At 41.3% G+C, this 21,036-nt stretch carries 19 protein-coding genes; 8 read left to right on the forward strand and 11 right to left on the reverse strand.

The window, feature by feature from the left end; all coding sequences use genetic code 11:
* Positions 1 to 40: 40 nt before the first annotated feature.
* On the forward strand, positions 41 to 565 hold the full coding sequence (locus ACNURT_RS05135) for a hypothetical protein (RefSeq protein WP_419700824.1): 525 nt from the start codon (positions 41 to 43) through the stop codon (positions 563 to 565).
* Here the strand turns inward: ACNURT_RS05135 and ACNURT_RS05140 are convergent, their stop codons facing one another.
* The 3 genes from ACNURT_RS05140 to panC all read right to left on the reverse strand — a co-directional run bounded on the left by ACNURT_RS05140 (position 566) and on the right by panC (position 3,301).
* Complete coding sequence (locus tag ACNURT_RS05140) at positions 566 to 1,534, reverse strand: TonB family protein (RefSeq protein ID WP_419700825.1); 969 nt, start codon at positions 1,532 to 1,534, stop codon at positions 566 to 568.
* A gap of 421 nt (positions 1,535 to 1,955) precedes the next feature.
* Complete coding sequence (gene panD / locus ACNURT_RS05145) at positions 1,956 to 2,306, reverse strand: aspartate 1-decarboxylase (protein ID WP_370994915.1); 351 nt, start codon at positions 2,304 to 2,306, stop codon at positions 1,956 to 1,958.
* Positions 2,307 to 2,470: 164 nt separating this feature from the next.
* On the reverse strand, positions 2,471 to 3,301 hold the full coding sequence (gene panC / locus ACNURT_RS05150; RefSeq protein ID WP_419700826.1) for a pantoate--beta-alanine ligase: 831 nt from the start codon (positions 3,299 to 3,301) through the stop codon (positions 2,471 to 2,473).
* Between the two features lie 152 nt (positions 3,302 to 3,453).
* Here panC and ACNURT_RS05155 point away from each other — a divergent pair, with 152 nt between their 5' ends.
* The 7 genes from ACNURT_RS05155 to ACNURT_RS05185 all read left to right on the forward strand — a co-directional run bounded on the left by ACNURT_RS05155 (position 3,454) and on the right by ACNURT_RS05185 (position 14,168).
* The gene (locus ACNURT_RS05155) at positions 3,454 to 4,278 is read left to right on the forward strand and encodes a glycogen/starch synthase (RefSeq protein ID WP_370994913.1); all 825 of its coding nucleotides are present in this window, start codon (positions 3,454 to 3,456) and stop codon (positions 4,276 to 4,278) included.
* Positions 4,279 to 4,293: 15 nt separating this feature from the next.
* Positions 4,294 to 5,691: a DUF4270 family protein gene (locus ACNURT_RS05160; protein ID WP_419700827.1), complete on the forward strand. Its 1,398-nt coding sequence runs from the start codon at positions 4,294 to 4,296 to the stop codon at positions 5,689 to 5,691.
* 187 nt (positions 5,692 to 5,878) lie between these two features.
* Positions 5,879 to 7,714, forward strand: a complete 1,836-nt coding sequence (glmS, locus tag ACNURT_RS05165) for a glutamine--fructose-6-phosphate transaminase (isomerizing) (protein ID WP_419700828.1) — start codon at positions 5,879 to 5,881, stop codon at positions 7,712 to 7,714.
* Positions 7,715 to 7,988: 274 nt separating this feature from the next.
* Positions 7,989 to 8,924, forward strand: a complete 936-nt coding sequence (locus tag ACNURT_RS05170; protein WP_419700829.1) for a LysR substrate-binding domain-containing protein — start codon at positions 7,989 to 7,991, stop codon at positions 8,922 to 8,924.
* Between the two features lie 132 nt (positions 8,925 to 9,056).
* Complete coding sequence (locus tag ACNURT_RS05175) at positions 9,057 to 11,474, forward strand: TonB-dependent siderophore receptor (protein ID WP_419700830.1); 2,418 nt, start codon at positions 9,057 to 9,059, stop codon at positions 11,472 to 11,474.
* Positions 11,475 to 11,479: 5 nt separating this feature from the next.
* Positions 11,480 to 12,640 carry a PepSY-associated TM helix domain-containing protein gene (locus ACNURT_RS05180; RefSeq protein WP_419700831.1) on the forward strand — a complete coding sequence of 387 codons (1,161 nt, stop codon included), beginning with the start codon at positions 11,480 to 11,482 and terminating at the stop codon, positions 12,638 to 12,640.
* Positions 12,641 to 12,875: 235 nt separating this feature from the next.
* Complete coding sequence (locus ACNURT_RS05185; RefSeq protein WP_419700832.1) at positions 12,876 to 14,168, forward strand: IS110 family transposase; 1,293 nt, start codon at positions 12,876 to 12,878, stop codon at positions 14,166 to 14,168.
* A gap of 91 nt (positions 14,169 to 14,259) precedes the next feature.
* Here ACNURT_RS05185 and ACNURT_RS05190 read toward each other — a convergent pair whose 3' ends face one another.
* The 8 genes from ACNURT_RS05190 to ACNURT_RS05225 form a co-directional block, all read right to left on the reverse strand.
* Entirely contained in the window at positions 14,260 to 15,288 is a 1,029-nt protein-coding gene (locus ACNURT_RS05190) for a 2Fe-2S iron-sulfur cluster-binding protein (protein WP_419700833.1), read from the reverse strand.
* Between the two features lie 11 nt (positions 15,289 to 15,299).
* Complete coding sequence (locus tag ACNURT_RS05195; protein ID WP_370994906.1) at positions 15,300 to 16,748, reverse strand: amino acid permease; 1,449 nt, start codon at positions 16,746 to 16,748, stop codon at positions 15,300 to 15,302.
* A gap of 118 nt (positions 16,749 to 16,866) precedes the next feature.
* Positions 16,867 to 17,871, reverse strand: a complete 1,005-nt coding sequence (locus ACNURT_RS05200) for a zinc-binding dehydrogenase (RefSeq protein ID WP_419700834.1) — start codon at positions 17,869 to 17,871, stop codon at positions 16,867 to 16,869.
* Between the two features lie 614 nt (positions 17,872 to 18,485).
* Entirely contained in the window at positions 18,486 to 19,097 is a 612-nt protein-coding gene (locus ACNURT_RS05205) for a superoxide dismutase (RefSeq protein WP_419700835.1), read from the reverse strand.
* Positions 19,098 to 19,292: 195 nt separating this feature from the next.
* Positions 19,293 to 19,763 carry a nucleoside deaminase gene (locus ACNURT_RS05210; RefSeq protein ID WP_419700836.1) on the reverse strand — a complete coding sequence of 157 codons (471 nt, stop codon included), beginning with the start codon at positions 19,761 to 19,763 and terminating at the stop codon, positions 19,293 to 19,295.
* Positions 19,760 to 20,137 (reverse strand): SdpI family protein, encoded by a 378-nt coding sequence (locus tag ACNURT_RS05215; RefSeq protein WP_419700837.1) that lies wholly within the window; start codon positions 20,135 to 20,137, stop codon positions 19,760 to 19,762. Before ACNURT_RS05215 ends, ACNURT_RS05210 begins: the two co-directional genes overlap by 4 nt.
* A 1-nt stretch (position 20,138) precedes the next feature.
* On the reverse strand, positions 20,139 to 20,474 hold the full coding sequence (locus tag ACNURT_RS05220; RefSeq protein ID WP_419700838.1) for a tRNA-binding protein: 336 nt from the start codon (positions 20,472 to 20,474) through the stop codon (positions 20,139 to 20,141).
* A gap of 220 nt (positions 20,475 to 20,694) precedes the next feature.
* A complete protein-coding gene (locus ACNURT_RS05225) occupies positions 20,695 to 21,021 on the reverse strand; it encodes a hypothetical protein (protein WP_419700839.1) in 327 nt (108 codons plus the stop codon).
* Between the last annotated feature and the right edge of the window lie 15 nt (positions 21,022 to 21,036).

The raw sequence follows: 21,036 nt of genomic DNA on the forward strand, positions 1-21,036 counted from the left end.
ACTTTTATCCGTAGCTTACCGGTCAACCATCTGAATTAAAATGATGAAGAAACTTACATTTATTTTGCTTGCTTCAATTTTATTTTTGGGGAGCTGCGCCATGATGCAACGTGTTGTAAAGGGGACGTTCCCATATACAGCCAATATGGTAATCCCGGCATCAGCAAGTATAAGTGAGCCTCATACGGCTATAAGTACCGCAAACAGCTTTGATCAGGATTTTACCAAGGATGGAAATAATGCGGGTAAAATAAGCGAGGTGCGCATCTCATCAGCCAAGTTGGAATCGAAAGATCCCGCTAACTATAACATTGGCAATATCGCGTCATTACGGGTATATATGGCCAAAGCTGATGGGAGTGATGAGGTCATGGTGGCTGTACGAAATGATATTAGTGCTACCGTGGGGAATAGTATTGTGCTGGATATTGATAATTCACATTTTCTTGACGAGTTGGTGCGGCAATCCAGTGTACGTATCCGAATGGTTTACAAATTACGTAAAGCTGGTGATGTGGATGTAAGCCTGAAGCTATCACTCGGTATAGGTGCTGATCCCCGGTAGTTAATTACCAAGTGTAAAACTAATAGGAACGCTGTATTGTACCCTTACGGGCATGCCAAACTGTGTGCCTGGTATCCATTTAGGTGATTCCTTAAGCACCCGTATGGCTTCGTCATCAATAAGCGGAATTACCGATTTGCTTACTTTTATATCAGAAAGCTCACCATTTTTTTCAACTACAAATGTGAGTATTACCCTGCCTTGTATACCTTTTTGGCGAGCCAGATCCGGGTATCTAATGTTTCTTGATAAATACCGCCCAAAGCTTTCAATTCCGCCTTTAAACTCTGGAGGCACTCCTCTTGTGCCCGAGTAGGTGCTGGTTTTGCCATCTTCAGTTTGCGCATTTCCGGTTAACAGTTTACCATTGTCGTAATTTTCGGTAAATGTAACATGGGTGTGTTTATATTCACCTTTCCATTTTCCATCCCTTTTGCCGTTTTTGATATTGCCCTCTTCCTCAATATAGGTAAACTTATCGTCGTAGCCTTTGTAATATCCGTTTCCATTGGTTACGGTGGCGTTTCCTAATGAGTCTCTATTGGTTTGTATCAAGTGATTATCCCAGAATTGCGAACCCTGAGTGTAATCACCACCGAGATGTATAGTTTCCAGGTAAATTTTACCGTTTGGATAAAATTCAAGATCACTCCCTGTTTTAACTCCTTTTTTATAATTGATCACAGATTGTTTATTACCGTTTGCATAATAAGTAACACATGGGCCTTCATACTTGGGTGGATCGATACTTATTGATTTTCCTACAAGCTTCTGGGTACCATTGAGGTAAAACTCAGCCACATTGTATAGTGTTGAAGCGGAATCAGGTTCTCTCACTATTCTGATGTAATCGGCGCTGTCACGAACATCTACATATTTACCATTGTTTTTCAGGAAGTAAACATTTTGCCTTTGTGCAAAGCATATGCTTGCAGCCAGGAGAAAGAGAGAGGTAAAAAATAATTTCATCGAAATAGTGATGGTTTAGTCCTCAAAGCTACAGCAATAATTATAATTATTTACTATAAGAAGTAATCTGTTCAATGTGTATTTTAAATTTAAACAGGAGATAATCGTGGGAAGCCTGCCTATAGGTAAACTTCCCCGATTGTTAGTATTATAGATTTTGTAGCTGCCCTTATTATCCGTTATGTTGATGACATAATAACCGGGGATAAGCCGTTCAGGTCCAGTTTGCAATGTGTGGGCCGAGATGGGTTGAGCCTATGTCAGATTTACAGTAATAGATTTTAATTAACAGGCCGATATTATTTACCGGATATGTTCTTTTTTAAGAAACTGTATGTTTAAGAAGGGAGAAAATATGCAATAATATACCTATCCTCCTTGGAGCAGGGGCTTAGAAGAGAGATGTTTTTGAAAATCAGGCTTATTTGATCAGCTTATTATCAGCGTCGGGGAATATCAATATAGGTTCATAGGAACGGGCCTCTTCGGCATCCATATAAGCGTATGACATAATGATCACGATGTCGCCAACCTGGGCCAGGCGGGCGGTGGCTCCATTAAGGCAAACGGTGCCGCTGCCGCGCTCGCCTTTTATTACATAAGTTTCAAAACGGGCGCCGTTATTATTATTTACAATCTGCACCTTTTCATTAGGTATTATATTGGCTGCCTCAATCAAATCTTCGTCAATTGTAATACTGCCCACGTAATTCAATTCGGCCTGTGTTACCTTAACCCGGTGAAGTTTGGACTTTAATACTTCAATAATCATAGCGCAAAGTTAGGAATAATTAGTTGATTAGAAGTTCATAGTTAATGGTTGATGGTTCATAGTTGAGAATTTACAAAAAGATGTAAATAGCATGCGATAAAACACGATTAAATATAAAGTTATACGAGTTTCTGCTATGATCTATGAACCATAACCAATTGCTATTAGCCAATCAACATGTTATCTATCAGTCTTGTTTTGCCGGCACGGGCAGCAACAAGCGCAACAATGTTTTTGGTATCGGCGGTTGCGGTATACAAAGTTTTTCCATCGACTATCTCCAAATATTCCAGTTCAATTCCTGGCTCATTGCTAATCATTGCTTCGGCCTGTTGTTTTATTGTGGGGATATCGCCTGCATCAAAATTGGTTTTAACCCAGTTGAGTGTTTTTGACAGAACAAGTGCGTGTTCGCGATCATAAGGAGTTAAATGGATGTTTCTTGAGCTCATGGCCAATCCGTCAGTTTCACGTTGAATAGGGCACATGACCAGTTGAACAGGCATATGTAACAGATCAACCATTTTGCTGATCACCAGGAACTGTTGGTAGTCTTTCTGACCAAAAAAAGCAAGATCGGGTTTTACAATATTAAACAGTTTATTAACCACCTGGGTAACCCCCTGGTAGTGCCCTGGTCTGAATTTACCTTCGAGTAAATGTTCCAGATCACCTATGTCTAAATGCCATTTCTCATTATCATCATACATTTCATTAACCACGGGATTAAACAGCACATCACATCCGGCTTGTTCCAGCATGGCAATGTCTGCTGCTATAGGCCGGGGATATTTTTCAAGATCTTTTGGATCGTTAAACTGGGTCGGGTTTACAAAAATACTGCAAATTACTTCATCGCTATTTTGCTGAGCCTGTTTAATTAATGATATATGGCCCTGGTGCAGAGCGCCCATAGTGGGAACAAAGCCCACTATTTTGCCTTGTTTAGAGGTGAAATGATGAGCTATTTCATTTTTGGTGGTAAATATTTTCAACGTAAAAGTTATTACAAATTTTGGTAAAGGTGTGCATTTGTATAAAAAATACCAAAAGTTACTTGCGTAATTCGTTGACAGTTTATATAATAATGCTTATATTTGCAGACTCAAATTTTTTGACTTCTTTACATATTAATACTGATTAAGTGATGGGTAAATCTAAGCTTTTGTTTATAACTCATGAAATGTCTCCCTTTCTCGAACTCACTAAAATTGCTGAAATAACACGCCAACTTCCGCAGGCTATGCAGGAGAAAGGTTACGAGATCCGTATCCTTATGCCGCGTTTTGGCAATATCAACGAGCGCAGGAACAGACTTCATGAAGTGATCCGTTTATCGGGAATGAACATCATTATCAACGATAATGATAACCCGCTGATCATTAAAGTGGCATCTATCCCGGCGGCGCGTATGCAGGTATATTTTTTAGATAATGAAGAATATTTTCAGCGTAAACATGTGTTTGGCGATAAAGACGGTAAGTTTTACGCTGATAACGATGAAAGAATGATCTTCTTTTGTAAAGGTGCATTGGAAACAGTAAAAAAATTAGGCTGGGCTCCTGATATTATTCACTGCCATGGCTGGTTAAGCGCATTGGTTCCTGCTTACCTGAAAACTACTTATAAAGACGATCCGACGTTTAAAAACTCCAAGATCATTTATTCTATCTACGAAAATGATTTTAAAGAGAAATTAGATGTTGATTTTGCACAAAAAGCGGTAATGAGCAACATGACCGAACAACACGTTGAGGCTTATAAAGATGGCTCCAACTCTGCATTGTATGCAGGGGCTATCCAGTACTCAGACGGAATTGTTTTGGGCAGTGAGAATATAGATGCAGATGTGTTAAATAATGTTAAAAACAGCAATAAATCGGTTTTAGAATTTGATTCTACCGCAGATTTCGAAAATTATTACAATTTTTACGACGAAATTACCAACGACGAATTGGTGCATGTTGCTTAATCTTTAATATTATATATGAAATTTTTAAGATTAGACTTATTGACCCTGTTAATAAGTCTTTTTATTTTTAATAGTTGTAAACGACAGGATGGAATTGGTTTAGGTATTGATCCAACCAATCAGATCAATGGTAGCCTGGTTGTGGATACCAATATCATTATCCGCACAGAAGTTGACTCTACTGCTGTAACATCTGCACTTGCAAAAACACCGCTGGGTAATTTTACTGATCCTGCACTTGGATCTGTTACTTCAAGTGTGGCTTTGGGGATTTCATTACCTAACGACGCGGCTTATACTGTACCTGCAGGTACGTTGACTATTGATTCCGCCGTACTTGTGCTAAGATATGCTGATGGCTTTTACGGCGACTCGGTTGCAACGCGTTATACTGCCAATATTTATCAGTTAAATGAAAAGGCAACAGCCCAAACCTATTACAATACTAAGCGCTGGCAGGTGAATACAGGACTTGTATTAGGAACAAGAACATTCACAGCACGCACACACGATAGTGTAACTATTGCCAGGATCAGAAAAGATACGGTTGATACCGTACAAAAGGTAGGTCCGCAATTGCGTATTCCCTTTAGTAAGACGTTTATATATAATAACCTGTTTAATGCCAACAGCTCACAATTGGCCTCTACGTTACTTTTTCAAAATGCGATAAAGGGTTTATATGTTAGCTTGAGTAAGGGACAGGCTACAGATGCCGGAGGCATTCTACAATTAGCTCTAAACTCTTCACAGTTAGATGTATTCTATAAAACGGTTAATGGTTCAACAATTGACACGGCTTCGGTGACGTTGCCAATTGTATCACATAGTGCGGCGATAGAATATGTTTATAATGAAACTATCAAGGCATCATTAGCAGATCAAACAAATTCACAGAACACGATTTATTTACAGGGATTGGCAGGATTACGGGCTAAAATAAGTTTTCCGGGCCTTGATAAATTTAATCCGGATTCTATTGTGTTGAACCGGGCCGAATTGGTCATTACGCCTCAACCTAATTCCGGAATACCTTATGCACCATTACCAAAGTTAACTATGTATCAGTTAGACATAGCCCATCAACGGACGTATATTCAGGATGCTTCACCTGCCGATGCGCGTAATCAAATATCGGCGTTTGGGGGTAGGTACGATAAAACTAAGAAGGAATATCATTTTTTGGTTACAGCCTATATTCAGGATCTGATACGTAAAAAAACAATAGATTACGGAACTTTTGTTGCCCCTATTGATACCACTGAGATCACTACCCAAAGCGGAAGCAGCCTCAGTACAACAAGTATTACCCCGAGTGTACAAACTGCTGCCCGTACCGTTGTAATAGGGAGCGATAAAGCTTCACCGTACAAGATTAAGCTAAACATTATTTACACCCGGATACGTAAGTAAGTAAAAGCATATATAATTAAAGAATCCCCGTTAAGGGGATTTTTTGTTTAAGCAACTTCTACTTTTTAAAATTTATTTTTAAGTAGGGAAAAACTCTTCCTGTTTGTGAAAAAATCAAAATAATAAGCCGCGATTTATGTTATATAGCTAATTATTTTTGCTCCATTTACATCTTATTAAATTTATTATGTGCGGAATTGTTGGTTATATAGGTTACCGGGATGCTTATCCCATTATTATAAAAGGGCTTCATCGTTTAGAGTATCGGGGCTATGATAGTGCCGGTATTGCTTTGATTGACGAAGAACTGAAAGTTTATAAAAAGGCCGGCAAGGTTGATGACCTTGAAAAGTTTGTAAAAAATATTGACCTGAAAGGATCAATTGGGATGGGACATACCCGTTGGGCTACACATGGAGAACCCAGCGACCGTAACTCTCATCCTCATTCATCAGGAAACCGTAAGTTGACCATTATTCATAATGGCATTATCGAAAACTACGGTGTTATAAAAGAAACTTTACTGGCCAAAGGTCATATCTTTAAAAGTGATACTGATACAGAGGTTTTAATTCACCTGATAGAAGATATACAATTACAAGGCAAACTTGAGCTGCGCGAAGCCGTTCGGGTTGCTTTAAACAAGGTAATAGGGGCCTACGCTATTGTGATCATGAGTGTTGATGAACCTGACCAGTTAATAGCAGCCCGTAAAGGAAGCCCTATGGTGATAGGTGTGGGCAAAGGCGAATACTTTATTGCTTCGGACGCTACTCCAATTGTCGAATATACCAAAAATGTGATCTATTTAAATGATAATGAAATAGCTTACATCAATCGGGAAAATCTGCTGATCAAAAATATTGATAACTCGGTTCAGACACCATACATACAGGAGCTGGATCTGAAGCTCGAGATGCTTGAAAAGGGAGGCTATGACCACTTTATGCTTAAAGAGATATATGAGCAGCCCCGCTCCATCCGGGATTGCCTGCGTGGGCGTATATACCCGCAACAGGGTAAAGTACAATTGGGAGGTATTAAGGAGTATGCTGAAAAGCTAAAAAATGTAGATCGCATCATTATTATAGCCTGTGGTACTTCCTGGCATGCTGGTTTGGTTGGTGAATATCTGATCGAAGAGTATGCCCGTGTACCCGTTGAGGTGGAATATGCATCGGAGTTCAGGTACCGGAATCCCATCATTACCGAAAAAGACCTGGTGATAGCCATTTCACAGTCTGGAGAAACTGCCGATACCATGGCTGCTATTGAACTGGCGAAAGAAAAAGGGGCTACCATATTTGGAGTTTGTAATGTGGTGGGCGCTTCTATTCCACGCATTACCCATGCAGGGGTTTACACCCATGCCGGGCCGGAAATTGGTGTGGCTTCTACAAAAGCCTTTACAGCCCAGGTGAGCGTATTAACGCTAATGGCATTTTACATTGCGCAACAAAGGGGTACTATAACCCAAAGCAAACTGATAGAATACCTGACAGAATTGAACGAGGTTCCGCAATTGGTAGAAACAGCGTTGAGATCAAATGAACGCGTACAAGAAATTGCCGCGAAATTCAAGGATTCAACTAATTGTCTGTTCCTGGGCAGAGGAAGCTCTTTTCCGGTAGCATTAGAGGGTGCTTTAAAGCTTAAGGAAATATCTTACATACATGCCGAAGGCTATCCTGCTGCCGAAATGAAACATGGTCCTATTGCCTTAATTGACAATGAAATGCCAGTGGTATTTATAGCCACACAGCATTCATCATATGAAAAAGTGATCAGTAACATTCAGGAGGTGAAAGCCCGTAAAGGCCACGTTATAGCCATTGTTACCGAAGGGGATACCGAGGTGAAAAATATGGCCGATTATGTGATCGAGATACCGCAAACCAACGAAGCGTTCGTGCCGTTAATCGCTACTATACCGCTACAACTATTAGCCTACCATATTGCCGTAATGCGGGGCTGTAATGTAGATCAGCCGCGTAACCTGGCTAAATCTGTTACGGTGGAGTAACAGAGATTTGAGATATTAGATGTGAGATATGAGAATTTTAAATCTTATGCTCACATCTGATTTTTACAAATATGATGGCGCTTGATTTGTTAATCTCATGTCTCACGTCTCATATCTCAAATCTAAAACTATACCGCTTATGGAATTTACGATATTGGTTATCAGGTCATGCTTTGCCTGTGCCCCATTAATCGATATAAATTGCCTGGCTTCATTATAATATTTCGATAGAAAAAATCAATATTTGTTATATATTTGAATAGGATTTATCTATATGACTATTACCCAACTGGAATATATTGTTGCTGTTGATACCTACCGGAGTTTCGTGATCGCGGCCGAAAAATGCTTTGTTACGCAGCCTACATTAAGTATGCAGGTTCAAAAACTGGAAGATACCCTGGGTGTGAAGCTGTTTGACCGGAGCAAGCAGCCTGTAACCCCTACCGAAATTGGCATCGAGATTATTACGCAGGCTCGTATTATGCTATCGGAAAGCGAAAAAATAAAAGAAATTATTACCGACAGGCAAAAAGAATTATCGGGTGAATTAAGAGTTGGCATTATACCCACGGTTTCACCTTATATATTACCCAAAATTATTCGCGGTTTTATTGAAAAATACCCTCATGTTAAGCTAATAGTTTGGGAGCAAACTACGGAAGAGATCATACAACAATTAAAATTAGGCATGATTGATTGCGGTATCATGTCGACCCCGCTCCATGAAAGTTCATTGACAGAGATTCCTGTATTTTACGAAAACTTTGTAGCCTATGTGTCTAAAAATAGTAAACTCTCCAAAAAGAGAAATATCAACCCCGAAGATATTGATATGGAAGAGATCTGGGTGCTTAACGAAGGGCATTGTATGCGCGAACAGGTTTTAAATATTTGTCAGCGGCGTAAATCAACCAAAGGGTTTCTGCACTTTGAATATAATACCGGCAGTGTTGAAACCCTAAAGCGCATGGTTGACCAAAACAATGGCGCTACTATATTGCCTGAGCTGGCTTTAGCTGAACTAACGGAGAAGCAACTGGACAAGGTGCGCTATTTTAAGTCGCCTGAACCTGCACGCGAAGTAAGTATAGTGATACAACGTAATTTTTTAAAGCGCAGAATGATCGAAGCCCTAAAAAATGAAATACTTGAATTTGTACCCAAACGAATGAAGAGTAAAAAGAAAAAAGAGGTAATGGATATCTAAATTTTAACTAAATAAGTTGGTTTCGCTAATTTCCTGGTGCTGAATTTATTATTTAGAATAATTATAAATAATTTGGATTGTTAGGATCCGTGTCTTATTTTTGACGCATTGTTTATAATTAGTCTAAATAAAATGACGCAATCCCAACTTAATTTTCACAAACTATTCCCCCTCTCACTTTTTGCAATTATACTGCTCTTCAATTCAGCTGCAATTGCTCAGCAATCTAAAGGAACTATCAAAGGCCATGTTGTCATTCAAAATGATGGCCCGGCCGAAAATGTTTCGGTTACCTTAAAAGGTACAAAATACGGAACCATCACCAATGAAGATGGTGATTTTACTTTAAGAGCACCGCAAGGTAAATACACCATGGTTATATCGCAGGTAGGTAGCAAGAGCCAGGAAACGCTTGTCGACCTGGCGGCAGGGCAATCTCTTACATTACCTCAATTTACCGTTAGCAAAGCCTCCAACAACTTGCAGGAAGTAAGTATCAGTGGAAGTAAGGTAAATAAGTTTAAAACTAAAAAGAGTGTTGATGTTGCTAAAATGCCCTTAAGTAATCTTGAAAATGCTCAGGTTTATACTACTATAACCAACCAGTTAATACAAGAACAGCAACTTTTTTCGGTAGATGATGCTTTGCGTAACGCACCTGGCATACAAAAAATGTGGGAAGCAACCGGTCGTGGTGGCGACGGTGGCAGTTATTACAACTCGCGTGGTTTTATTGTACAAGCCAAGTTGCGCAATGGTATAGCAGGTAACATAACCTCAGGTATTGATGCCGTTAACCTGGATAGAATAGAGGTGATCAAGGGCCCATCAGCAACTTTGTTCGGAAGCACCTTAACTTCTTACGGCGGTTTAATTAACCGGGTAACCAAATCACCTTATGATTCATTTGGTGGCGAAGTTTCATTTGCCGATGGTAATTATAACTTTCACCGCGTGGCACTTGATATAAACACTCCCTTGGATGTTCAAAAAAGGGTATTGTTCCGCTTAAATACGGCCTTTAATAACGAGGGGAGTTTCCAGAATAATGGCTTTAACCGTGCATGGGCTATTGCACCAAGTTTGCTTTATAAAGTTAACGACAGGCTAACAATATCAGCAGATGCAGAATTGTCTTATGGTAAAAACATCGGCAAATCGATCTTCTTTATGCCTTATGGACAATCAGTTGCTGCTTTGGGATACACCAGTGCCGATCAGTTAAAACTGGATTATAAACAATCCTACTATGGCGATGATCTGACACAAACGTCAAGAAGCACCAACTTTTTTGGACAGATAAAATATAAAATATCCGATCAGTGGACAACAAGTACCAACATCAGTTCAACCCATAGTTTTTCAAACGGCTTTGGCCCTTACTATTATTTACTTCCCGGTGATTCAGTTTCGCGCAATGATCAGTCAACCCGTAACAGTACGGATAACATGATCGAGATACAGCAAAACTTCAACGGCGATTTTAAAATAGGCAAGTTCAGGAACCGGGTAGTTGCCGGGCTGGATTTCTTTCGCGAAAATTCCAATCAGTTCTTTTTCGGCAGCACGCTTGATACCGTATCGGTAAAAGGTAGTCATAACTACTCCAATTTTAACCAGGCAGCTATGAATGCTTTGTATGCTACTGGCAAATATGGTTTTACTTACCCTTCAATCTATAAAACAAATACTTACAGCGCTTATGTTTCTGATGTGTTTAATATCACCGATCAGTTAATAGCCTCGGCCGCATTACGTGTCGATCGATTTGATAATAAAGGTAATTACGACCCAACAACCAATACTACATCCGGAGGTTATAAGCAAACCGCGTTTTCACCAAAGTTCGGTCTGATCTATCAGCCGGTTAAGGATCATGTGGCATTATTTGCCAACTATCAGAATGGGTTTACCAATAAAAACGGAATAAGTGAAAATAGTAAGCCGTTGAAGCCAGAGCAAGCTAACCAAATTGAAGGCGGGGTTAAAATTGATCTGTTTGATGGTAAACTAAGCAGTACTTTAAGCTATTATAATATTAAGGTAAAAGACATCGTTCGTCAATCAACTATTAATCAGGCTCTATCTGTGCAGGACGGTACACAGATAAGCAAGGGCTTTGAGGCTGAAATAATAGCTAACCCTGTAACAGGCTTAAATATTATTGCAGGATTTGCATACAATGATTCAAAACTGGAGAAAACCGCTGATCTTACGGTAGAAGGTTTGCGGCCAACCACAGCCGGATCTCCTTATAGTGCCAATTTTTGGGCCAGCTATCGTATTTCAAAAGGTCTTGTAAAAGGTTTGGGCTTTGGTTTTGGCGGTAACTATGCAAGCGATAACAAGATTATAAACAGTAAAACGCTTGGTGTATTTTCGTTACCCGCTTATACTGTGTTAAATGCATCAGCATTTTATGATGTGCGCCAATACAGGGTAGGATTTAAAATGGATAACCTCAGCAACCAGAAATACTGGATTGGCTATACCACCGTTAATCCGCAAAAATTAAGAAGTTACGCTCTTACATTCGCCTACAAATTTTAACACTGATGACGAAATTTAAAAAAGTCATATTATTTTGTCATCGCTGGCTCGGATTTATTTCCGGGCTGGTGGTGTTTATAGTAAGTGTTACCGGCTGTCTTTTCTGTTTTCAGGATGAGATACAGGATGCTTTTTACAGTTACCGCAAAGTTGAGGTGCAGCATAAACCCTATCTTAATCCGTCAATTTTAAAAGCTGAAGCGTTAAATGGTCATAAGGGAGCTACGGCTACTTATATGTATTATTATGGGATTGACCGCCCTGCTGGTATATTGGTTAACCTACCTAAGGATGGGATGTTGTATGTTTACCTTAACCCCTATACCGGCAAAATAACTTATACAGAAAATCCCGCGAAGAACTTTTTTATAGTAGTAGAGTTTATACACCTTTACCTGTTACTACCTCCCAAAATAGGCAGCCTGGTGGTGGGTATATCCGTTATTATATTTATGGTGATTATGATCACCGGGTTAATATTATGGTGGCCAAAACGTAAAAGCGACCGCAAGCGCAGTTTCAATATCAAATGGAATGGGCGTTGGCGCAGGGTAAACTATGATCTGCATAACGTATTGGGCTTTTATGCTACCGCTATAGCGCTTATATTATCCATAACCGGTTTATCTATGGTGTTTGAATTGGTTAGGGAGGGGATTTATACTACTGCTAACCTGGGCCGTTCTTATCCTTCAGAAAAAGAAGTACTCAAGTCCGATTCGCTTTTAAAGAACAAAGTAAACGGCAAGCCGGTTATTGATCAGGTATTTGCAATTGCACAGGCACATTCACCCAAAGCCGAAATGTTTTCCATTAGTGAGGATGCCTCGGCAGCCGGAACCATTGGTATAAATGCCTACGCCCAAACGCTGCATTATTACAAAAGCGATGAGTTTGTTTTTGAAAAATATACGGGCAAACTCCTAAAACAAACCCCGCATAATAAAAAAAGTCCAGGCAAGAGAATGAACGACATGAATTATGATTTGCACGTAGGGCAAATAGGGGGGCTAACCACCAAGATCATCGCGTTTTTAATCAGTTTGATCTGCGCCTCATTACCCATAACCGGTTTTATTATCTGGCTCGGGAAACGCAAAAAATCCAAATCAAAAAAAGTAAAAGAAGTGGTGCATCGCAGGGGACATAAACAGCATTTGGCTTGATTTATAAAGAGGACCTGTCATCCTGAGTTATAAAATCCGCTGGATTCTGAAGGTGAAATGACATAGCTTTGTATAGCGGTGCAGCGTGGCCGACTGAGTTATAGCGCTTATTGCCTGTTCCTGAGTAATAGAGTCTGTAGGTATGGTACGTTCTGTGGCTAAGCAGATCTGTCCGATGGGTAGCCTGTCTTTTCCTTATGCTCCTTCGGGCACGGCTTATTTAAGGTAAGTTATTATGGAGAAAATGCGGATTCATGCAGCCGGTATAGATATCGGTTCAAGGCAGGTTTTTGTGAGTATAGAAAACCAGCCGGTTAAAATCTTTGAGACGTTCACCAGTGACCTGGAGTCGCTTAGTACCTATCTTTTAAGTAATGAGATAACTACGGTAGCCATGGAAGCCACCGGAAGCTACTGGTATGTCCTTTATGATATCCTGGCAGATTCAGGATTGGGTGTATGGTTGGTTGATGGGAGACAAACCCGGCAGGTGCCGGGCAGGAAAACAGATATCAAAGATTGTCAGTGGATACAGCAGCTGCACAGCTATGGTTTGTTGAACCGTTGTTATGTACCGGATTTACTGATCAAGGAATTGCGCAGTTACGAACGGTTGCGTGAGGATCATATCCGGAGTGCAGGGATACATGTTCAGCATATGCAAAAAGCGCTGATCGAGATGAATATCCGTTTGCCTGAAGTATTAAGCCAGGTTCATGGTGCAAGTGGAACAGCTTTGATAACGGCTATACTGTCAGGGGAAAGGGACCGGCATAAATTGGTATCATTATGTCACAAAAGTGTGCGGGAAAAGAAAGGAGAAGAACTGCTGAAAGCTTTGGAGGGCCATTATACACCACAAGGGCTTTTTGCTTTGGATCAGGCTTATAAAGCCTACTTGTTTTACCAGGGACAAATACTTGAATGCGATAAACAAATACAACGCACACTGGAAAAAATAAACAAAGATAAAAACCTTCCAGCAGATACGTCAGCAGGCAGCCGCAAACCGATCCGCCATAATAAACCTAAAGTAGACGGTCTTGGAAATCATCTGTTAAAGATATTTGACGGCCGGGATGCAACCAAACTACCGGGTATAACGGATTATAACTGGTTACAGCTTTATTCAGAACTGGGTTCAGACCTTAATAAATGGCCCAGTGAAAAGCATTTCACCAGTTGGCTTGGCTTATCGCCAGGTCAAAACAATTCAGGAAAACGTAATAAAAGCAAGGGCAAGCCCTCTGTCGGGCAGATATTCAAAGAAATGGCGCATGGCTTATTAAACAGCAAGTATATCGGCCTGGGGGCATTTGCGAAAAGATTGAGAAGTAAGAAAGGACCTGCCATAGCTATTAAGGCAACAGCGCGAAAACTGGCCGTTCAATACTGGCGCTTGATGGTTAAAGGAAGCGAATATATTGAAAAAGGTGTAGAAAACTACAAAGCAATCCTTAAACAACAACGACACAGATTATTACAGAGGCTTTCCTTAGAATTGAACGTTGGTTTAGTCCCTCTCTAATTTACATGTCATGGGTAGCTTGTTGAAGACTCGTGCGCAGAGGCCTGCCCACCATACTTCAACGGGCTCAGCATGACACCCTGTAGGTAAGTTACTCCCCAAACGCTATCACCACATCATCACTTACCGGGTGACCGGTACAGGTGAGCACCCAACCTTCGGCTATATCGGCATCAGTGAGCACATCATTTTTTACCATTTCAATTCTGCCGCTGGTGCACCGGGCGGTACAGGTTGAGCATACGCCGTTCCGGCAGCTATAGGGTAGCTGTACATTGTTTTGCAAGGCCGCCTGTAATATGGACTGATTTTCGCCGACAGGCAGGTCATGTAGTTCATTTTTAAACCTGATCCTGATAGTTCTGGGCGGAAAATTCAATACCGTGCGGGCAACGGGCACGGTTTCCAATACAAAATTTTCCCGGCGGATCTGCTTAGGGTCGATCCCCATATATACCAATGCGAACCTGATCATGCGCATATAAGGGAAAGGGCCGCACAGATAAAATTCCGCTTTATCTATACCTTGTTGTACTATCTGACGGGTAAGGGCTTCCACCTTATCGTTATTTAGCCGGTTGGCTTCGCTGCTGAGCAGGTAAATAATTTTAAACCTGTCGGAATGTTGTGCTGCCAGTTGATCCAGATCTTCTTTAAATACAATAGAATCAGCATCCTGGTTACTGTAAATAAGGGTAAGCCTACTTTTTCCCGGACGTTTGAGTACATACTTAATTTGCGAAAATATCGGGGTAATACCCGTGCCTCCTGCAAACAACAAAATATCTTTTTCCTGTTCAAATTGACTGATGGTGAACCTGCCTGCCGGAGCCAGCGCGGTTAAAACGTCGCCTGGATGTTCTTTAGCCAGCATAAAACGGGATATTTCGCCATTGGCGATACGCTTTACAGTGATGGATAATAATTCTTCATCCGGTGATGAACCTAAAGAATACGATCGCCTGATCTCCTCATTACGATGGTTAAATATCAGGGTAACAAACTGCCCGGCCTTATATGGGATGGGTTTGCCCGAAACATTGCTCAAATAAAAGGTAGCTGTATCCTTTGTTTCCCACTTTATTCGTTCAATTTTTAGTTTTATTATATCCTCATTCATGAAAGCTATTCCTATTTAGCTGCAAGTCTTTTGCGTATCACGCTGTTCTTTTTACCATAGGTGAAATATATAGCTAAACCAATTGCCAACCAAATTATTAATCGTAACCAGGTATCGCCAGGTAAAAAGGTCATCATGGCAAAACAAACCAAAATGCCCAATATAGGTACTACCGGTACCCATGGTGTTTTAAATGGCCGGTGAATATTGGGCTGCTGTTTGCGTAAAATAAGTACACCCGCGCATACCATCACAAAGGCCAGCAAGGTACCTATGCTGGTCATTTCGCCTACCACACGGATAGGGACAAATGCGGCGAACAGCGCGATAAAGGCACAAAGTACGATATTCGATTTCCATGGTGTGCGGAATTTGGTGTGCACATCTGAAAATACTTTAGGTAATAATCCATCTTTCGACATAGAGAAAAATACCCGTGACTGCCCCAGCAGATCAACCAGGATCACCGAAGTATAACCTATCAATATAGCCAGTACAATGGCCTTGCTCAGCCACTGGTAATGCGTTTTCTCAATAGCGATGGCAACCGGCGCGCCCGAACCGATGAACTCTTTATAATTGGCCATACCTGTCATCACATGGGCAAAGATCACAAACAGGATAGTACAGACCACCAACGAACCGATAATGCCTATGGGCATATTGCGCTGTGGGTTTTTAGCTTCTTGAGCTGCGGTTGATACCGCATCAAAGCCGATGAATACAAAGAACACCAATCCGGCGCCTCTCAATATGCCCGACCATCCGTAGTCGCCCCATACGCCCGTATTTTGGGGTATATAAGGATGGTAGTTCTGCGGGTTGATGAACGACCAGCCCACAGCTATAAATACCAACACCACGCCCACTTTTAAACTCACAATAATGGCATTCACCAGCGCCGAGCCTTTGGTGCCCCTGATAATGATACTGGTAACTACAATAACGATGAGTGCCGCGGGCAGGTTAATGATGCCCCTTACAATATCGCCATTGGCCGCTTTGGAAGTTTCAAATGGCGACAAGATCAATTGCGGCGGCAGGTAAAGATCGAACCAGGACAAAAACTTGGTTAAATATTGCGACCAACTGATGGCCACAGTTGCCGCGCCTACTGAATACTCTAACACCAGGTCCCAGCCAATGATCCAGGCAAAAAGCTCGCCCATAGTGGCATAGGAATAGGTATAAGCGCTGCCGGCCACCGGGATCATGGCCGAAAATTCGGCATAACAAAGAGCCGCGAAGGCACAACCTACGGCAGCTATTAAAAATGATATGGTAACCGCCGGCCCAGAATGTTGCCCGGCCGCAATGCCAGTTAGGGAAAATAAGCCGGCTCCAATGATAATGCCTATCCCGATGAGGATAAGGTTAACCGGGCCTAAGGTGCGTTTTAAAGAGTGCTCGCCCTCTTCCGCAGATTCCTGCAGCAGCAGGTCGATGGGTTTTTTGATCATGCCTAAAATAAAGTCCACAAAATTAGTAGATTATTTGCAATCATTTTATTTAATGGCCGGCAAGCACGAAATAAGTGTATTTAATAAATTAAAACATTGATAATAAAGTTTTTACATATTAACACCATAAATTTTGTAGCACAATTTTACCAAACTGTGAGGATTTTTCCATTTTGTCGATAGCTTTTTGGGCGTTTTTGAAATCGTATACCTCATCAACTACCGGCACCAACTCGTGTTTGCTTACAAAAGCCAGCATTGCCGTAAAATCGTCAGGAGTACCCATCGTGGTACCCAATAACTGCAGCTGTTTCCAGAATATTTTACGCCCATCAAGCGGGGGAATGTTGCCTGCTGTTCCGCCGAACACGACGATGCGACCACCGGGGTTACAAAGATCGGGGAATTTGGCAAAACCCGCACCAAGGGCGCTATCAATAATAATGTCAAAGCCATGAGCCATCATTTTCAGCTGTTCGGCCCAGTCCTGCGCTTTGTAGTTTACACCAGCCGCCGCACCCAGTTTTTTGGCACGTTCAATTTTTTCGCCGCTGCCTGATGTTACGAAAACCTGACAGCCTGCGGCAACTGCCCATTGCAGGGCAAAAACACCTGTGCCGGCGCCCACGCCCGATATCAAAACCTTATCACCTTTTTTTGCCTTAGCCTTGGTAAACAGCGCACGATAGGCAGTTAAACCGGCCAACGGAATGGCCGCAGCCTGCTCCCAGGTAAGGTGATTGGGTTTGGGATGCAGGTATTCTACCCGGGTTTTTACATATTCGGCAAAAGTACCATCATCGGGCAGGCCCAGTATTTTAAAATCGGTACCCTGGTAATCGTCGCTTTTACCATAGTTATTGCTGGGGTTAATCACCACTTCTTTATTGAGCCAATGTTTGTCCTCCTCGCTGCCTGCTTCGGCTACCACGCCGGCACCGTCTGAGCCCAATATGCTCGGGTATTTGATGCCAGCATATTTACCTACGGTTATCCAGTAATCGCGACGGTTTAGGGCGGCGGCTTTGATATGGACTAAAACCTCGCCAGGGGCAAGCGTTGGTTTCTCAACTTCTTTACATACCAATGGTTTATCGGCGGCTTCTAAAACGATGGCTCTCATAGGTTAATTATTGAATTATTCGTTAATAATTTGTTTTAAATGGTACTCATGAGTACTACGTAGTTATTGATTTAGTGAATTAGTGATTTTTTTTGGAACCTCATCTGCATATTTGCACATCTGCATATCCGGACATCTGTTCTTAAGACTTTTTAAAGTTAGAATTTTAACAATTTTTAGTCGAAAACAGGGCAAAAAACACATTAAAAACTGCTCAAAATTCATTCAAAATCATCGATTTTAACACTTTTTAACAAATTTTTAGCACGTTTTGAAAGTTTAAAAAGTATTGATCTATTGATTGTCAAATAACAATATGTTAGATGGTCGGTTTTTGTTCTTAACCAAGCAGCCCGGTTTTCTGTTTTTTAGAAAACCGGGCTGCTATATAAATGTAAGAAATTTTTTAGTGAGATAAAAGTTATACCGAGCTTATCTCGGCATCTCATAAGCAAGGTGTACAAGATAATGGTTAGTCTGTTCTGTGGGATCCTGAAACAGTTCAGGATGACGACTTATTATATAAGCCAATCTATCAACCATGTTGTTGTTAAACTAAAAAAGCGGCAGAATCATCAGATCCTACCGCTTTAAATATATGGGTGCTTAAAAAATTAAGCGGTTGCTTTTGCGTAAAGCTCGGCAACGTGTTTCCAGTTGATCACGTTCCAGATAGCCGCCAGGTAATCCGGGCGACGGTTCTGATATTTCAGGTAGTACGCGTGTTCCCAAACGTCGATACCTAAAATTGGGGTGCCTTTTACTTCGGCGATATCCATTAATGGGTTGTCCTGGTTAGGGGTTGAAGTTATAGCCAGTTTTTTATCGGCAGTAACAATAAGCCATGCCCAGCCAGATCCGAAACGGGTTGCACCAGCTTCAGATACTTTGGTTTTGAAATCGGCAAATGAACCGAATGTGCTGTTAATCGCATCGGCCAAAGCGCCTGTAGGCTCGCCGCCTCCGCTTGGAGAAAGCAAGGTCCAGAATAAGGAGTGGTTATAATGACCGCCGCCATTGTTGCGTACAGCAGGCGGGAATTTAGAAATGTTTTTGATGATATCGTCGATATTGCTGTCGGCCTCTGGCTTGCCTTCTAAAGCTTTGTTTAAGTTAGTTACGTAAGCCTGGTGATGTTTGCCATGGTGAATTTCCATAGTCAGTTTATCAATATGCGGTTCCAATGCATCTGTAGCGTAGGATAACGCCGGTAGTGTAAATGCCATAATAGTTATTTTATTAAGTTTAAAAGTTTAATGTTGTGACGTAACAAATATAAGAGATGAACTGAGTTTTTGTTCTAAAAAAATTGTCAGGTATTTGTCGGAACTCGAATTCGTAGAATTAAAGAATTGACAGAATGAATTAGCCGTTGTAGGCAAATTCGAAAATTCATTAATTCGATAAATTCCAGTTCAGACTTATCTCCTTTTTCCCTTAAAAAAACTCTTCACCAACTCCGAACATTCGTTTTCGCGGATGCCGCCGGTGATCACGGTTTTAGGATGGGTTATTTTTTGGTTGAGCCTGCCGAAACCCAGTTTGGCATCATAGGCCCCAAATACTATCCGGCTTACCTGGAACCAATACGATGCCCCGGCGCACATGACACAGGGTTCCATAGTTACATAAAGGGTGCAGCCTTGCAGGTATTTGCCGCCCATGGAGTTGGCCGCCGCGGTAAGGGCCTGCATTTCGGCATGGGCCGATACATCGCTTAACCGCTCGGTAAGGTTATGGCCCCTGCCGATGATCTTACCTCCAGATACCACAATGGCGCCGATGGGTATTTCGTCTTCTTCCAGGGCATATTTGGCTTCTTTTAATGCTTCGCCCATAAAAAAATCATCCGGCGAGATCGTCGGCTCGTCCTCAAAATTGAAGTATCTCATTTTTGTTCCTTATCAAAGGTTTTTTCTAAATGGTTTTCTGTTGATACAATTAAAAACAAACATGGGATTGGTCCGGAAGCAATTAAAAATAATGCGGTTAGGCCTTCTTTGAGTCGTACCGGAATGCTTACCTCTTTTAATATAAAGGTGACCAGCAATCCTGCTACCACTAAAAATATCCCGGTTTTTACCATGTAAATGGCCCAATAACGATTAGCCTCATCCCAGGTTGCCTGGTTTTTTTGTGCCGATGGCATTCTATAACCGTACCATTTATTAATATGTTTAGGAGGGTAGTAATGAAAGATAGATCCCAGCAATAGTAAAATCACTCCAACTATTTGCGGTCCTATTATCCAGGGGGCTACATTCATTCTAAATTAATTTGCTGCCGTTGGGCACAGGTTTATCCACAGCGGCTAAAACAATATCCCCGTTTTCATCGGCAAAGCCGGTCACCAAAAACTCCGACATAAATTTGCCGATCTGCTTTTTGGGGAAGTTGATCACGCCGATGATCTGGCGCCCGGGTAGCTGGTCTAAAGTATAATGTTTAGTGATCTGTGCGCTTGACCATTTAATGCCAAATTCGCCAAAATCAACCCGCACTTTAAAGGCCGGTTTGCGTGCTTCGGGGAATGTTGTTGCTTCAAGGATGGTCCCAATCCGGAGCTCTACTTGCTCAAAATCGTGCCAGGTAATCGTATCCATATCGGCAAAGGTAAAAATAGATGTGCAGATTTTGGATGTGTTGATGTGCAGATAGGGAAATAATAAGATGTGCAAACTGAAAATAATAATAACGCGTCATTGCGAGGTATGAAGCAATCCCCTTTATACAGGGCGAATAATGCAAGTCGCAGAGCGCTCACGGGAAAAAGAATGTTTTTTAATCAGTAATTCACTAAATCACTAATTCAATTAATAAATATCAATTGCCTTTCGCGTTGTATTTTATCGCGTCGGCTTTTACGGTTTCTTTATCATCGTGACCGGTTGTTTGCAAAATAATGATGCCATCCGCTCCCAGTGATTTTGCTTTTTCCGATAATTTGCTTTTAATGCGATCAGAATTGTTGGTGAAGTCCATCGATAAATGGCCAATCACTTTATAATCCTGCTTAACGTCTTTAGCATCATAATAAACATCGGCTTTTGGTGTTGCCGAATAGGTGTCGCCTACATAGGTAATGGGCGAACAGGCTGCCAGAAAAAGGCTGAAAGCAATGATGAGATGGTGTGATTTTAAGGTTTTCATAATGCTCAATTATTT

This window comes from Mucilaginibacter sp. NFX135 (assembly GCF_048565145.1).
Lineage (GTDB): Bacteria > Bacteroidota > Bacteroidia > Sphingobacteriales > Sphingobacteriaceae > Mucilaginibacter.